Here is a 14,922-nt window from a genome sequence, read left to right on the forward strand (position 1 = left end):
GAATACCGCAAGGTATTCCTCTGCCAAAACAGTCGTCCCCGGCTGGGCTGTCAGCTCATATCAATTACCGCCAGCGCTTCCGCCAAGGTCTTGACCGAGTGCATTTCCATTCCCTCGATATCGTTCTTAAGGCGGTTGGCTGCAGGCACAATGGCTTTGCGGAAACCGTGTTTGGCGGCCTCGCGCAAACGCTCCTGGCCCGAGGGCACCGGGCGAATCTCGCCTGACAGCCCCACTTCCCCGAATACCACCAGATCCCGGGGCAGGACACGGTTGCGGAAACTGGAGACTACCGCCAATAAGAGTGTCAGATCGGCGCTGGTTTCCATCACCTTTACCCCGCCGACCACATTGATAAAGACATCCTGGTCCCCCACCAAGACCCCACCGTGGCGATGCAACACAGCGAGCAGCATGTTCAAGCGGTTCTGGTCGAGGCCCACCGCTACCCGGCGGGGGTTGCCGAGACTGCTATCGTCCACCAGGGCTTGCAACTCCACTAACAGCGGCCGGGTGCCCTCCCACACCGAAGTCACCACGGAACCGGCTGCAATCTCCTCAGCCCTTTGCAGGAAAATGGCTGAGGGATTGGATACCTCTTTCAGGCCCTGCTCTGTCATGGCAAACACGCCGAGTTCATTGACGGCCCCAAAGCGATTTTTATGCGCCCGCAGTGTGCGAAAGCGGGAGTCGTGGGTGCCTTCGAGGAGAATGGAGCAGTCGATAATATGTTCCAGCACCTTGGGGCCCGCGAGACTGCCATCTTTGGTGACATGCCCCACCAGAATCAGCGCCGTGCCAGTCTGCTTGGCAAAGCGGGTCAGGTAGGCCGCACTCTCGCGCACCTGTGCCACAGAGCCCGGTGCCGATTGAACATCGCTCATGTGCATCACCTGGATCGAGTCCACTACCATAACCCGAGGATTCACTTCCTTGGCCGCCAGGCAAATACGCTCCACATCGGTTTCACTGAGCAATTGCAGAGAATCCGTGGGCAGCCCCAAGCGCTTAGCGCGCATAGCAACCTGCTGGAGAGATTCCTCGCCGGTGATATATAGCGCCGGCATTGAAGTCGCGAGATGGCACAGGGTCTGGAGTAAAACAGTGGATTTACCCGCACCAGGATGGCCGCCGATCAGTACGACGGAGCCAGGCACCAGCCCGCCGCCCAGCACTCGATCCAGTTCCGAGGCCGTAGTGGGAATACGCGGCAATTCACTGAGGTCGATTTCCGATAGTTTTTGTACTTTGCCAGCACCAGCGGAACCGGCGTAACCACTTTGTGCATCGGTAAAATTCGCGGCGCGACTGTCTTTGTGATCCGGTCCCAGGCGTACTTCCGATAGGCTATTCCAAGTGCCACAAGCACTACACTGCCCTGCCCATTTAGTGTAGTCAGCGCCGCATTCATTACACACGTAGGCAGTTTTACGTTTTGTGGCCAAAGCACTCTCCCGAAAAGTCACAGAATTGATCGGCGCACAGTTTACCCCTTATCCGGCCGAGGCGGGTGGTGCTCAGCAGTCTAAAATGACTCTCCTACACGGATCCCTTCTATTGGCATCTTCTCCTTCTAATTGGTCTATCTACGCGATTGATCTAGATCAATTCACCCAGCCCCCTCCGAGATAACATCCGCCGCTGCCTCTACCCACTAATGGGGAGGCGCTGAACAACACTGACTAACCATCGAACAGGAAGTAAGTATGTCGTCTATTACTCTTCGCGGCGCGATTCTGGCGCTCGCCATGGCCTCGACCTCCGCCCTGGCTGCGGATCACGAAGTTAAGATGCTGAACCAGGGCAAGGACGGCATGATGACTTTTGAACCGGCATTTCTCGCAGTAGCACCGGGCGATTCTGTCACCTTCCTGCCCACTGATGCGGCCCACAACACTCACTCAGTTTTGTCCCCTGCCGAGGGCGCTACCTGGAATGGCAGCATGGGAGAAAAGGTGACTGTCACTTTGAACCAGGAAGGTGTCTACGTATACCAGTGCGACCCACATTTGCCGCTGGGTATGGTTGGGGTAATTCAGGTAGGTAAGGCAACCAACTTGGAAGAAGCCAAGAAGCATGCCGAAGGCATGAATGCCACCATCGCCATGAACAAGGAGAGGCTCACTCAATACCTCGGCCAAGTCCAATAAGAGGAGTCGCGGCGTGGACATCCTATTTGAAAAAGGTCACCACCTGGTTGCGCGGTTCGGCGATTTGGTTAAAGAGCAGAATGGCAGCGATGGGGTACAGGCCAATCAATTTGTTATTCGCCGCGGCACCAAAGGGGCGCTTATCGATCCCGGCGGCGATCTGACTTACACACACCTCACCATTGAGCTCAGCCGCCATTTGAACCTGAGCGAACTGGACCTGATCCTGGCCTCTCACCAGGATCCGGATATTATCGCCTCGCTGCCGCGCTGGATGCTGCATTCGCGCTGTAAGGTGGCGGTGTCGAAGCTGTGGTCGCGGTTTTTGCCACACCTGGTTTCCGGCTTTGTCGCCTCGCGTGCCGGTGCTGAACGCTGGCAGGAACGCATCATGCCTCTGGACGACAAGGGAGAAATTATCCCCTTCAGCGACAGCGAGATCTGGGCGCTGCCAGCGCACTTTATGCACTCCTGTGGCAACTTCAGTTTTTATGATCCGGTCAGCCGCATATTATTTTCCGGTGATATCGGTGCCTCCCTCGGTGGTGAGGAGGGCGAAGTCAAAGATTTCGACGAGCATCTGCCGTCGATGGAAGGGTTCCACCGCCGCTATATGGGCGGGAACTGGACCTGTCGTCTCTGGGCCAAGATGATTCGGGAACTCAACCCCGCAATGATTGTGCCCCAGCACGGCGGTTACTTTGCCTCAGGCGATGTCAAAGAGCGCTTCCTGGGCTGGCTCGAGCGCCTCGAATGTGGGCCGGACCTGTTGCGACACCAGGACTTCCGCCTGCCCCTGGGCCGCTCTTAATCCGCCATCCCGCAAGCGGGAAGTTGCACCGGCAGAGGCCAGCCCATACACTGCGGGCTGGCTTGTTTTCTGAATACCGCCATGCACACCGGGATCTTCCGCCTATTTTTGCTCATACTGCTACTGGCCTTCGGCGGCCAGGCAGTTGCGTCATCCTGTGCGGAAACACACGAACCCCCAGCGGCATCCATCGCTGCAGAAGAAAAAACCCATTGCGACGAGGCAACCCTTGAGAACTGCAGCGACAGCCATCCCTCCAGTTGCACTGCTGAATGCAGCTGCTGTGCAGGGCCAGGCACCAGCTCTGCGGTAAACGCTCAATATAAAATCCTTGTATACAACCGCAATCTACTTGTAACTGCCTACCGGGAATTTAATTCCTCTCCAGATCCGGAAATGGCACTACGCCCACCCATATTCCGCATTTAACGGGCCCCGTATGCCTAGGCATACGCGTACTCCCCAGTTTTACTCCAAATATTTTTTATAAATACTCGCGCGCCTGTGTGCGCCCTTAATCTCATCATCGGAGTTCATATGAACCGTTCAATTTTGATCGCTATTGCTGCGCTACTCACAACCCTGGCATTAAGTGCCTGTGCCGAATCTCCAGACCCCAAAAAGGAATCTGTGAGCCTGACCACTTACAAATCCGCCACCTGCGGCTGCTGCAAAATTTGGGTTGAGCATGCCCAACAAAGTGGCTTTGACGTCGTAGCAAAGGATGTCGAAGACCTTAACGGCGTGAAAAAGCAGCACCATATCTCTCCGCGCTACCAATCCTGCCACACCACAGTGTCAGAACAGGGCTATGTTTTTGAAGGGCATGTACCTGCAAAGCTGATACAGCGTTTCTTGCAGAATCCACCGCAAGATGCCATTGGTCTCGCAGTGCCAGGTATGCCCCTGGGCAGCCCCGGTATGGAAGTGGGCGACCGTTTTACGCCCTATCAGGTAATGCTGCTTAACAAAGACGGCAGCAGCGAAATTTACGCCGAAATCAATACGGCACAGGAGCAGTTTTAAAAGGGACATCGATGAAAGATAGCTTCCGCACCGACGCCGTATCAAGGCGTACTTTCGTCACAGGTCTCGGAGCGGGAGCCCTGCTGCTGGGGTTACCCCACAGTTCGCACCCAAACTCGCCAACAGCTTCGGCAACAACCCTGCGCGGTAACCACTTTGATTTATCCATCGGGTACCGCCAGGTAAATCTTACCGGGCGCGAACGACAAGCCCTTACCATTAATGGCAGTCTACCGGGCCCCATTTTGCGCTGGCGGGAAGGGGAAACTGTCACCCTGAATGTCCATAACCAATTACCCGACAAATCCTCCCTGCACTGGCACGGTGTTAGGGTACCCAGCGATATGGACGGCGAACCGGGATTGAGCTTTAGCAGCATTCAACCCGGGCAAACATTTCGCTACCGATTCCCTTTGCGCCAAAGTGGTACTTATTGGTATCACAGCCAATCCGGGTTTCAACAACAACTGGGGCTAATTGGGGCAATAGTCATTGATCCGATATCTCCAGAACCATTTTCTTACGAGCGGGATTATGTTGTTGTCCTATCCGATTGGAGCGATGAATCTCCCCAAACTATTTATACCCATCTAAAAAAAGACCCGGACTACTACAACCGGCAACAGCGCACAGCTACAGATTTATGGCGTGAAGTGCGTACAAAAGGTGTCGCACGAACCTGGCGGGACCGGCATCAATGGAACTGGAAACAGCTTTCCGACCGCAATATCTCCCAGGTCACAGGCGAGACTTACACCTACCTGATTAACGGGCATACACCCGATACCAATTGGACTGCATTATTTAAACTTGGTGAGAGGGTTCGCCTGCGATTAATTAACGCAGCTTCGATGACCTTATTCGACCTGCGTATCCCCGGCCTGAAAATGAAGGTGGTGGCGGCCGATGGACAAAATATCGAGCCCGTTAGCGTCGATGAAATTCGCATTGGCAGCGGCGAAACCTATGACGTAATTGTCGAACCAGAGAGTGAACAAGCCTACAGTATATTTGCGCAGTCCATGGACCGCAGTGGCTATGCGCGAGGCACACTGACAAGTGATATACGTCTGAGCGCAGAGATTCCCGCGATGGATCACCGCCCAGTGCTCAATCGGCAAGATCTGGGACTAGGGAGAAAAACCGAAGAGACAGACACACACTTTAAAACAACCCAGACTGCTCACACCGAAAAACATTCCGATTTGCCCGATGCAACTGAGGGGGGATGGTTTTACGGAAACCTCGCTGCAGCGGGGCTCGGTAGTAATAGCCCTATCATTCACCAGCCAAGTGAATCCGGATTCAGGGTGGATCACCGCGCGCTGACGCCAGCAAACGGCATCTCTGACCCCGGTGTAGGACTCAGAAACCATAAACATCGCTATAACCGCCGTGTACTGACTTACAGCGACTTGCGCAGCAATAAGCCTACTCAGGATCAGCGAGAGCCACAGCGGGAATTACAGTTACACCTGACCGGTAATTATGAGCGCTATCTCTGGTCAATAAATGGTGAAAAGTTTCGCGATGCCAGCCCATTATTATTTCGGCACCAGGAGCGCCTGCGCATTACCCTGGTCAATGACACTACGCTTCCCCAACCCATGCACTTACACGGTTTTTGGAGTGAGCTGGAAACCGGCAACGGGGAGTATTTACCTCGCAAGCACACGGTGATCGCACAACCCGGATCAAGCATCAGTTACTTGGTCAGCGTCGACACCTATGGCCGCTGGGCTCTACACAGTCAAATGCTTTACCAGAGGCCCGGTATGTATCGGGAGGTGCGCATTGTTTAAGAATGTTGCAGGGATAGCAGCAATACTAAGGATACTTGCTGCCCAGGCCAGCTATGGGCAGGCAGAACCTCAGCATCAGCACCAGCACCACAGCTACCAGTCCTCTGGCGAGGATAACAAAGAAGAACCCATGGCTGAAGTCAGCCTCGACTATGTGGAACTGCGAGGTGATAACGGCGGAGAAATCGAGGGAGACTTCAGTTATGGCGGAGAACAAAATAAGTTTGTTGCCGAAGTTGACTACGAGCGAAGTAGTGGGGAAATCGAAAAAAATGAACTCTGGGCTCTCTATAGCCGGGCAATTTCAGCAAACTGGAATTTCCTAATTGGAATTCGCCACGATTTTAATCTGGAGACTACCAGCCGAAACTGGGCTGCTGTGGGTATTACTGGAGAGTCTCCCTACAAATTCGAAATGGATGCGGTATTTTTCTATGGAGAACATGGCAGTACTGCATTTCGCCTGGAAGGCGAGTATGAAATAAAGTTGGCACAGGACTGGAACCTGGTCCCACGTATAGAGCTGAACTTTTTTGGGCAGAACGATGAAGCCCGAGGTAGCGGCTCCGGCTTATCGGAAGCGGAAGTCGGCTTTCGGCTCATGTATGAAGTCACCAGGAAATTCTCACCCTATATTGGCGTCCACTATGAACGGGAAGTGGGCAATGCCGCTGATTTCGCCCGTGAAGAAGGTGAGGATGTGGACTCAACCGTATGGGTACTGGGGTTTAGAGCTTGGTTTTAAAAGAATCCAACTTTTTATATCTATACAAGTTGTACCACTTCGCATCAGCTGTAACCAACTTTACCGCCTCCTCAATCTGTCATAGCATCTAATAGATCTTAATCGCCTTTTTAAAAATATTTAAATTCAGCAAGGATGCCGGTGATATGATTTCCTCCCGAATACTGTTAATCGCAGTTTCCCTACTGTGTGTGGGCCTATCAGCAAAAGCTGAAAGCCCACAGAGCCACTCTTCTGTTAGCACGACCAATCACCTGAGTTATGGTGATGAATTTCTTTTCTCATCCAGAATCTTGAGTCGTGAAATACCAATCAACATACTACCTAGGCAGCAGCAAAGAATACAGTCGACTCTTGAAAAAATGATTTCACAAGTTTTCTATTTTTCTTGATGCTCTGCAAATCTGCATTTGCACGACTCAGTAGTGTCTCACCTTTTTTCAGCGGCCTCTTTGAAGTCCCTATATTTCTCATATGATTCCAGACCAACTCATCTGGATTTAGGTTTGGTGCATATGGCGGTAAGAACACCATTTCAAGCTTTCCATCCTGTGAATCGACATACTCCAATACCTTTTTCGATTTGTGTACTGGGTGCCCATCAACAATGAGAATCACTGGTCTTTTCTGACTTCTCTGGAAATTTTTGAAGCATTCTACGCACTTTTCTGCCGTGAACTTTCCACTATAAATATGATACCAGAAGCCACCTCTATTCGATAAAGCTGAGATCGCATTGATTGACTGTCTTTGACCACTCGTTTTTACCACTGGAGTTTTTCCTTTTTCTCCCCATGTCCTTTGGAGTGGATCGTCTGATCTGATACTAGCCTCGTCCAGCCAAAATATTTCTGCACCAGTTTTTTTCGCATAAGATTTAATCTTTGGATAGACTTCCTTTACCCATTTATTCACCGCCTTCTCATCTCTCTCGTAAGCTCTTCGTAGAGGCTTTTGTGGCGTCAGGCCCAGTCGATGTAGAAGTGTGCCGACACTAGAAACGCTAAGTTCAATTTTGAATCTCTCAAAAATCAAATCCGATACGATCTGACGTGTCCACAATCCGAAATCAAAGCCATATTGCCTTGGATCGCCACCAATAATCCATCGTTTGACTTCCTCTTCTTCAATAGCTGACAGTTTTCTACCGCGTCCAGGTCTAATTTTTGGAGATAGCGCTTCAATACCTTTCTCCCGAGCAGTCCTTAACCATGGGAAAATAGTTCTGCTCCCCAGCCCTAAGCTACGACTAACCTCCGCCGCAGATTCTCCATCAAATACTCGCTGAACAGCAATTTTACGTATGAGGTGCTGCTCCTCAGTACTAAGTTTTCTGGCATCGTATTTCATGCAGTTTATATTACCAGGGTGTACTGATTATTTCTGCCCCGCTAGTATATTTACCGCAAACGTTCCATCAAGCATCAAAGCAGCATAGATACCCGGTTATCTTTATTAATGGCACTCACGGCAAAGAATTTTTCCACGCCTTAACCGGGGTAGTAAAGCATCTAAGTAGCGTAGAACGTATGCCGGAAAGTATTGTAATCAGCCTTAATGATGGCGGTGATGAACCGGAAACCTACCTACATGGAATGTGGAAGCATACCACTGAGGAGAAGTTTAGCGCCCTGGGAAACCCTGAGACCTATAGTAAATTTCTAACTGAAGAACTATTCCCATATTTAGAAAGCAATTACCGCGCACTCAACAATAGAATGATTATTGGTGTCTCAACTAGCAGTATCTTTCCTCTCTACGCCCTAACTAACAAACCTGGATTGTTTCAGTCTTACTTCTTTTTATCTGCAGCTGACATATTTGGTATGGGGCCCACTTCAGAGAGTACTTTTATTAATGAAATAACCACAAGTATGCAGACCTCATCAAACAAGATCAATGCTTTTTATTTCGCGATGGCTGACAGTGATATGCGTAAAGATAAGCGCTATGAAAAAATCTTAAGTCAAATTAACACCAAACTTTCTCCTTACGCAAAAGAGAACCTCAAACTAAAAATAGAAATTATTAACAATGAAAACCATTACGGTGCCTTTATAAAAGCCGCGTTATCGGCTATCGAGCTTAATTATCCCCACGAAGAATGGTCCGCAAATTATCGAGAATTGATATCCCAGCCTGGTGACGCCTTACAAAATATCGATCATTTCTACCAATCACTCTCACAGAAATATGGCTTTCCTATTTTACCCAGGGCTACACGTTGGAGAAATGTTAACAAATTAAGCTATATCACCAGTTTGTTACTAAAGGATGGTCGTATCCAAGAAGCCATCAATGTCGCAAGGCGATGGGTGGAATATCGGCCAAATTCTATTGACGCCCACCAAAGTTTGGCCCAGGCGTTACAACAGAATGATGAAATTTCAGAGGCTTCTGATGTTTTGAAGAAAGCACTAGAAATTTCTCGCATTCAGGATAAAAGTAAAACGGCGACGATAAATCGGCAAATAGCTGAACTCAAGCTCAATTAGCTTACGATTAAAAATTGTATTTACTAAAAATGAAAAATATAGTTATCACACTAATTTTCTTTTCCCCGTTGGCATTCACCTCACAGGAAAATCCAAGATGGTGGGACAGGATAAGTTATTACAAAACTTTCCGGACAGAAATCGGGACTCTTAGACTTGATGTATATTTAAAACCTGAGTTTTCGAATACTACAAAAACCGTCAAAAATCTTGTTTTTGTCCTGAATAACACACCAATTGAAATACCAAAAGACGTTATAGACAACTTCAAAGGAATAGATCCCGGAAGCTTCACTTTATCTACCAGCTATTATAGTGATGCAACAGGAACCCCTGACACAGTAATCACTGCTGCTTTTAATTACGGATTTCCAAGCTGCGTTAGAGAAGGACGTATATCTGTTAGGAGTACAGGTTATCTTTTACATATGATCACAGAGGACGATAATTGCTCTTCAGAACCTTAGGCCAAGGGCACTTAGTAAGGTGGAAAACTAAAAAACGAGCTGGCATTTACCTCCAGCTCGCCCACAGAAAACATATCGATATCTAAATCCAGCAGCACCCAGCTACTAATAGCAAATTCACAGAACCTCTCTACTCACTCACCAGGCGTAAATCCGTAGCCATCTCATCTTTCCACCAAGCCTTTGTTGTGGTGGGAGATTGCAGGCGAACAGCCTCTCCAATGATAGGCGTTACCAAAGTGACACCCTGATCTTTGGCTGCCGTCTGTGCGCGCTCCAGAGGTTCATACCAATCGTGTAGGGCAAGATCAAAAGTACTGTTGTGGATAGGTAACATTGCTCGCCCTCTGAGATCGAGATGTGCCTGTACACTCTCTTCAGGCATCATATGAACCGAACTCCAAAGCTTGTTGTAAGCACCCGTTTCCATCAGTGTCAGGTCGAACGGACCAAATCGCTCACCAATTTCACGAAAGCCACTAAAATAGCCACTGTCACCGCTAAAGAATACACGGCCCTCGCGCCCTTCAATTACCCAGCTGGCCCACAATGTTGAGTCTTTATCCGTTAGTCCACGCCCGGAAAAATGTTGAGCCGGGGTCGCGGTAAAGTGCAAACTGCCCAAGGCAAACGATTCCCACCAGGCCAACTCCTCAATTTTTTCGGCCGGAATTCCCCAGTTACGCAAACGACTTCCCACCCCGGTAGGAACGATAAATTGCTCTACTTTATTCTTGAGTGCGCGAATACTATTTTTGTCCAAATGATCGTAGTGGTCATGGCTGATAACGACCGCTTTAATCGAAGGCAAGTCTCGAATCTCTATGGGCAATGGATGAAAGCGCTTCGGGCCCATCCACTGAACCGGGGATGCCCGCTTGCTAAATACCGGATCTGTCAAAACATACTGATCATCCATTCGAATCAGTACTGTGGAGTGCCCGAAGCGATATACGGCACTCTCAGCGACTGGGGCAGCCAGCTCTGCAGCGGGAATCTGTCGCAATGGAATAGGCTTCACCGGTGCGGGGGCTGCACGATCCGCCTTAATGTAGGCGCCGATCATCTCAACTATACCGCCACTACTGACTTTGTAGTCCGTATCACTGTTGCGGAACTTCTCGGGTTGATTTGTACAGCTACCAAAGAGACCTACCGACATAACAATCACTCCTGTCAGAATCCACCAGCGCTTCTTCATTTCACTTACCATGTAAACTATACAGTGCAGTGTATAAACTAACTATATAAAAGTAAACTATATAGTGTAAAATTTGCGTAAGAAGTAACTCGCCGGCAATGGAATCCTCCGGCCCAGATTTCACAGAGATACCCATGACTGAAAAGAAACCAACCAGAAGTGAGCTGAAACGCCAAGCTATTATTGATGCCGCCAAGCAGGCTTTTCAGGAGCTGGGAGTGCAGGGCACGAGTATGGACGAGCTGGCAGCCCGAGCACAGGTATCAAAACGCACCGTGTACAACCACTTCTCCAGTAAAGAAGCCCTGGTGATGTATTTGATCGGTGAACTCTGGCAGCAGGCCACCCAGCCCTCCGGTTGTGACTACAACCCGGATAGTGATATGCAATCACAACTCCGCACACTGTTAGAGCAGGAAATAAAAACGATCTGCAACCCGCAGTATATTGAGCTTAACCGCATGGCCTTCGACTACTTCTTCCACCAGCCGGAAGCACTACAGAAGGAAATGGAAAAATATAAGGCCCATGAAACCGGGGTGCAGCGCTGGATCAAATCTGCCGTAGCTGATGGGCGACTAAAGTCTCTCGACATAGAGGTCGCCAGTGGGCAGATTCACAACCTGATTAAGGGCGGTTGCTACTGGCCTCAGTTACTTCAACTCTCTGGCCCACCGAGCTCCGCCGAGCAAGAGGCACTGGCCGAGCGCACCGCTGCGATGTTTTTAAGTTATTACCAGGCTTGAATCGCTGCCCTAAGAGGCCATTTTTCACCTACTAATTTACCAACAAAAAAGGCCCCAAAAGGGGCCTTTTTTATTTTATCGGGAATAAATTAAAGTCTTTCCCAAAGTATCTCCCAGTTCCCACCAACACCTGGCTCGAACTGTATTGCACCTCTTTTTACTTCCTTACAGTAGTGGGAGTAAGCAGAGTCCTTACACTCGTAGACATTACCGTCACGGCCCAGGACTTTGGTGCCCGCAGCATAGTTTCTATGACCTCTAGGGAAGACATAATCATAATCCTGATCACTTGAGGATTGGTCATCGTCATTGGAGCTATCATCATCTCCGTTCGAAGTATCATCGTCTCCATTAGAGTTGTCGTCATCGCCGTTGGAGCTATCGTCGTCGCCGCTCGAGGAGTCATCATCACCATTGGAAGTATCGTCATCCCCATTCGAGGAGTCATCATCACCAGAGGTGTCTTCAACCAGGTAGAAGTTCAGAGTGTTTTGATCAACCATGTTGCCATCGCGGTCTTTTACCACCACTACAACCATATGGTGCCCTGCTACAGTCTCTGAGAGAGTCAAGCTAGTACTGGCAGTATCACCATCATCAATGTTATTGCTATAGCTTGCTAGAGTATCACCGCCATGATTTACCACTGTAACCTCAACGCTGACATCTCCCGTAGCACTGAGAGCCAAGTCTAGAGAAATAGCACCGCCTGTAATTGTGTATTCACTTTCAAGGCCATTTACCGTTACTTCATAGTTGGGCTCTTCTTCGCTCAACTCGTAACCGATCTCGACATTTTCCAGGCCACTGCCATCTTTTAGATAAATGCGGTTGATACCGTACAGAGGCTCAAAACTACTATCGCCATCGAAATCACCGGCGCGGATATCGGTCTGCTCTGCATTAATCAACTCAGCCAAATCGTGTGACCAGTTTTCAGCGATGCCCTGCTCTTCGGAGGCAATTTCCAAAACAGTGCTGTAAGATGAGTTTTCACCTGAGCCATCAAATACGCGGGTATATACTTTATCGCCAACGTTCAAGTCCTGCGTCGGATTGATGGTACCCGCAGCGCTCCACTCGGTATTAGTGACATTATCGCCATCGAATTCTACATCGATAACATTGTAGAAAGCGTTAACCGTATCACCCACATCCCAAACAGCCAGAATTACATGATAGCCCTCGCGATCCGGCACCTGACACTCATGAGTTGTATTTACATCTGGCTGTTCATAATTGCCATCTATCTCACAGAATGGGGCGAGATCAAATTGATCGCGAGTCAAGACTGAATTCGGATTCCAATCTTCTTTAGTAATATAGTATTTCCAATCACGAGTTACATGGTTGGCGGTGAAGTACCATTTGAAGGTTTGCCAACCGGAGCTAATATAATTTTTTACCCAGCGATCAGATGTCTGTTCATTAAGCTCAGACCAGGCACTGCTTCCTCCACTGGCAATTTGCCCATCGGCAGGGCCGCTATCGGGAAAGCCTTCAGGACCCTCTATACTCTGTGGTTCCCACTGAACTGCACCGCAATTCAAGTTCATTTCACCGGTATCTAATGCGTATTTACACAGGGTACCACGCGCAGAAGCTACACCACCGTCAGCGGCCTCAACATAACCATGACTGAAAGCATTAGAACTGGCACCGGCTAATACCACTGCCATTAATGTGCGATTGACTATCGGTTGTTTAAATACGGATGCTAATTTTTTCTTACGTAGAATCATATCTCTGCCCATTTATTACTTTGCGCTCAACTTCCTTCCCCAGCTGAACACAAATTTTTACTTTTAGAGGATGTAAATCCTGCAACGCTAGCGACAGAGTTATGGACCGCCACTAATTGGCACGGTTCCTATTATTTTTATAATTTAAACAAACAATTTTTAGCGTGTCACCGAAAGATAAGTCTAATTTTTAATAAATACCACCCCATTAAAAGTTCCATATAAACACAAAAATAAAAACATAAATAATGACAAAATAATTTCTTGCAAAATAGAAAAATGACGACCTAAAACAAAAAATAAGACCACAATTTCGGCAAATTACTGCAACATAAAATCAATAAAGGCGACATTTATTGGTATTTTATTCCAGTAAAGGCAGTCAGGTATAAATCCGAATATACCGCTTATAAAAATATAAAAACAAAATATGGAAGAACTATGAATTTCACACTTAAACCCTCCCGGAACTCAATATGAAACCCTAACTAACTCCATCTATCGCTTACCGGCAAAAAAACACGGTGCACCCACGACAAAATAGAAGCAGAAAAAACCTAGAAAACAACGACCAATACTTCTTCTGTAACTAATCAGGCAGAGGGTTTTCCAATGAAAATTAAAATATTAGTTTTTTTATAGCTTTCACTTCACTGAATTCACGCCGGCCAGATATCCCTGAGCCCACAGAAAATGCCACCTTTCGATAACTTACAAATAGTATTCCCAATGTATCAAAGCTGGCATTTTGGGGGCCTCAGAGCAACTCTTTGACCCCATCAGTTTTAAGATTTAATCATGGAATTTCTAAAGCCCAAGATTAATATCAGGTTTGCGATAAACCACAGATCTTTAATAATAAAAATACCGCTGGAGCTAAGTTGCCAGGGAGCTACCCAACTGCCTGGATAGGAGTAGAGGAAGGTCTGGGTTGTTATAAATACTGCGGCACAAAGCAATAGTCCCGGCCAAAACAGCTGCCGGATATAAATACCCAAGGCGAGGATAGCCAGCGCAATCAAGTCATATATACCGATAAGATTTGAGGCCACCTGCACGCTAAATACACTGTATAACCACGACATCAGTGGCGAAGTGCTTACCAGACCTTCAATCCCCTCAGCCTCAAGCGCTGTGAATTTCATCCCACCAATCCAGAGTAATACCAAGCCGACAGGGAAATAATTGAGCCATATCAGCTTTAGTGGGCTCAACGAATCCCGATACAACCAGGTAATACCCAAGGTTAACAGGGCAAAGTACTTAATTATCCCCTGTCCTGAGCCAATTGCAGGAAAGCCGCCCAGGGAGTCGATCCAATGGCCGCTGCCAAGAAGACTCAGTAGGGGCACTAGCGATATTAAAATCAGAAGGATTGCCAGGGGCTTAACAACCCGCTCAAAGCGAAGGGCGAGTGCCCCTAAAATAGCGGCGACTGAAAAAATAATGGCGGTCATTAAACGTATAGAGGAAAGCACCTCCTCATTAGTGACACCGTAGAATTCAAATACGCGCTTGATATCACCCCATTGGCCAGAAAAAAGCGCCACCGTAATAAGCGCAAAGGCGATGGCCACCAGGGCGAAGGGAAGTTTTCGAAGAAGAAATGACATTTGTTGACGACCTCTTAACAAATTAGAGCTTAGTCACCAGCCTGACCAGAGCCCCTCTCTCCATACAGTTGAAAGGCGGCTCTGGGGTATTGGTTAAATCTATGTCGTCTTGGCCCGGGGAATT

The 14,922-nt window shown here is 48.5% G+C and carries 14 protein-coding genes; 9 read left to right on the plus strand and 5 right to left on the minus strand.

The genetic code is table 11. The annotated features are described in order from the left end of the window. Positions 1–50 precede the first annotated feature (50 nt). Positions 51–1,445, minus strand: a complete 1,395-nt coding sequence (gene radA / locus ACJJIQ_RS17305) for a DNA repair protein RadA (protein WP_444896030.1) — start codon at positions 1,443–1,445, stop codon at positions 51–53. A 261-nt stretch (positions 1,446–1,706) separates the two neighbouring features. On the opposite strand from radA, the gene ACJJIQ_RS17310 reads away from it, so the two are divergent. The 6 genes from ACJJIQ_RS17310 to ACJJIQ_RS17335 all read left to right on the plus strand — a co-directional run bounded on the left by ACJJIQ_RS17310 (position 1,707) and on the right by ACJJIQ_RS17335 (position 6,534). Next, complete coding sequence (locus ACJJIQ_RS17310; protein WP_282931168.1) at positions 1,707–2,150, plus strand: pseudoazurin; 444 nt, start codon at positions 1,707–1,709, stop codon at positions 2,148–2,150. Between the two features lie 13 nt (positions 2,151–2,163). Next, positions 2,164–2,961, plus strand: a complete 798-nt coding sequence (locus ACJJIQ_RS17315) for an oxygen-binding di-iron domain-containing protein (RefSeq protein WP_108734605.1) — start codon at positions 2,164–2,166, stop codon at positions 2,959–2,961. Between the two features lie 81 nt (positions 2,962–3,042). Continuing rightward, positions 3,043–3,390, plus strand: a complete 348-nt coding sequence (locus ACJJIQ_RS17320; RefSeq protein WP_445362550.1) for a hypothetical protein — start codon at positions 3,043–3,045, stop codon at positions 3,388–3,390. 108 nt (positions 3,391–3,498) lie between these two features. After that, positions 3,499–3,987, plus strand: coding sequence for a DUF411 domain-containing protein (locus ACJJIQ_RS17325; protein WP_445362551.1), 489 nt, complete (start codon positions 3,499–3,501; stop codon positions 3,985–3,987). An 11-nt stretch (positions 3,988–3,998) separates the two neighbouring features. Then, positions 3,999–5,789 (plus strand): copper resistance system multicopper oxidase, encoded by a 1,791-nt coding sequence (locus ACJJIQ_RS17330; protein WP_445362552.1) that lies wholly within the window; start codon positions 3,999–4,001, stop codon positions 5,787–5,789. Next, the gene (locus ACJJIQ_RS17335) at positions 5,782–6,534 is read left to right on the plus strand and encodes a copper resistance protein B (protein ID WP_445362553.1); all 753 of its coding nucleotides are present in this window, start codon (positions 5,782–5,784) and stop codon (positions 6,532–6,534) included. Before ACJJIQ_RS17330 ends, ACJJIQ_RS17335 begins: the two co-directional genes overlap by 8 nt. Before the next feature lie 324 nt (positions 6,535–6,858). Here ACJJIQ_RS17335 and ACJJIQ_RS17340 read toward each other — a convergent pair whose 3' ends face one another. After that, positions 6,859–7,884 carry an IS630 family transposase gene (locus tag ACJJIQ_RS17340; RefSeq protein ID WP_445362554.1) on the minus strand — a complete coding sequence of 342 codons (1,026 nt, stop codon included), beginning with the start codon at positions 7,882–7,884 and terminating at the stop codon, positions 6,859–6,861. Between the two features lie 29 nt (positions 7,885–7,913). Here ACJJIQ_RS17340 and ACJJIQ_RS17345 point away from each other — a divergent pair, with 29 nt between their 5' ends. Together ACJJIQ_RS17345 and ACJJIQ_RS17350 are read left to right on the plus strand one after the other, a co-directional pair. Beyond that, positions 7,914–9,029, plus strand: a complete 1,116-nt coding sequence (locus ACJJIQ_RS17345; RefSeq protein ID WP_445364825.1) for an alpha/beta hydrolase — start codon at positions 7,914–7,916, stop codon at positions 9,027–9,029. Positions 9,030–9,058: 29 nt separating this feature from the next. Then, entirely contained in the window at positions 9,059–9,496 is a 438-nt protein-coding gene (locus ACJJIQ_RS17350; RefSeq protein WP_445362555.1) for a hypothetical protein, read from the plus strand. A gap of 130 nt (positions 9,497–9,626) precedes the next feature. Here ACJJIQ_RS17350 and ACJJIQ_RS17355 read toward each other — a convergent pair whose 3' ends face one another. Beyond that, on the minus strand, positions 9,627–10,697 hold the full coding sequence (locus tag ACJJIQ_RS17355; protein WP_445362556.1) for an MBL fold metallo-hydrolase: 1,071 nt from the start codon (positions 10,695–10,697) through the stop codon (positions 9,627–9,629). Positions 10,698–10,831: 134 nt separating this feature from the next. Here ACJJIQ_RS17355 and ACJJIQ_RS17360 point away from each other — a divergent pair, with 134 nt between their 5' ends. After that, positions 10,832–11,443: a TetR/AcrR family transcriptional regulator gene (locus tag ACJJIQ_RS17360; protein ID WP_444907191.1), complete on the plus strand. Its 612-nt coding sequence runs from the start codon at positions 10,832–10,834 to the stop codon at positions 11,441–11,443. 89 nt (positions 11,444–11,532) lie between these two features. On the opposite strand, the gene gbpA is transcribed toward ACJJIQ_RS17360, so the two are convergent. Beyond that, complete coding sequence (gene gbpA / locus ACJJIQ_RS17365) at positions 11,533–13,185, minus strand: N-acetylglucosamine-binding protein GbpA (RefSeq protein ID WP_445362557.1); 1,653 nt, start codon at positions 13,183–13,185, stop codon at positions 11,533–11,535. Between the two features lie 785 nt (positions 13,186–13,970). Continuing rightward, the gene (locus ACJJIQ_RS17370; protein WP_445362558.1) at positions 13,971–14,798 is read right to left on the minus strand and encodes a DUF417 family protein; all 828 of its coding nucleotides are present in this window, start codon (positions 14,796–14,798) and stop codon (positions 13,971–13,973) included. Positions 14,799–14,922 lie beyond the last annotated feature (124 nt).

It is taken from the genome of Microbulbifer maximicatervae (SeqCode) (assembly GCF_052468295.1).

Coding starts and splice junctions, on each gene's coding strand:
- ACJJIQ_RS17360 (WP_444907191.1), top strand. CDS start 10,832: ATGACTGAAAAGAAACCAACCAGAAGTGAGCTGAAACGCCAAGCTATT.
- ACJJIQ_RS17370 (WP_445362558.1), bottom strand. CDS start 14,798: ATGTCATTTCTTCTTCGAAAACTTCCCTTCGCCCTGGTGGCCATCGCC.
- ACJJIQ_RS17340 (WP_445362554.1), bottom strand. CDS start 7,884: ATGAAATACGATGCCAGAAAACTTAGTACTGAGGAGCAGCACCTCATA.
- ACJJIQ_RS17330 (WP_445362552.1), top strand. CDS start 3,999: ATGAAAGATAGCTTCCGCACCGACGCCGTATCAAGGCGTACTTTCGTC.
- gbpA (WP_445362557.1), bottom strand. CDS start 13,185: ATGATTCTACGTAAGAAAAAATTAGCATCCGTATTTAAACAACCGATA.
- ACJJIQ_RS17320 (WP_445362550.1), top strand. CDS start 3,043: ATGCACACCGGGATCTTCCGCCTATTTTTGCTCATACTGCTACTGGCC.
- ACJJIQ_RS17355 (WP_445362556.1), bottom strand. CDS start 10,697: ATGAAGAAGCGCTGGTGGATTCTGACAGGAGTGATTGTTATGTCGGTA.
- ACJJIQ_RS17350 (WP_445362555.1), top strand. CDS start 9,059: ATGAAAAATATAGTTATCACACTAATTTTCTTTTCCCCGTTGGCATTC.
- ACJJIQ_RS17310 (WP_282931168.1), top strand. CDS start 1,707: ATGTCGTCTATTACTCTTCGCGGCGCGATTCTGGCGCTCGCCATGGCC.
- ACJJIQ_RS17325 (WP_445362551.1), top strand. CDS start 3,499: ATGAACCGTTCAATTTTGATCGCTATTGCTGCGCTACTCACAACCCTG.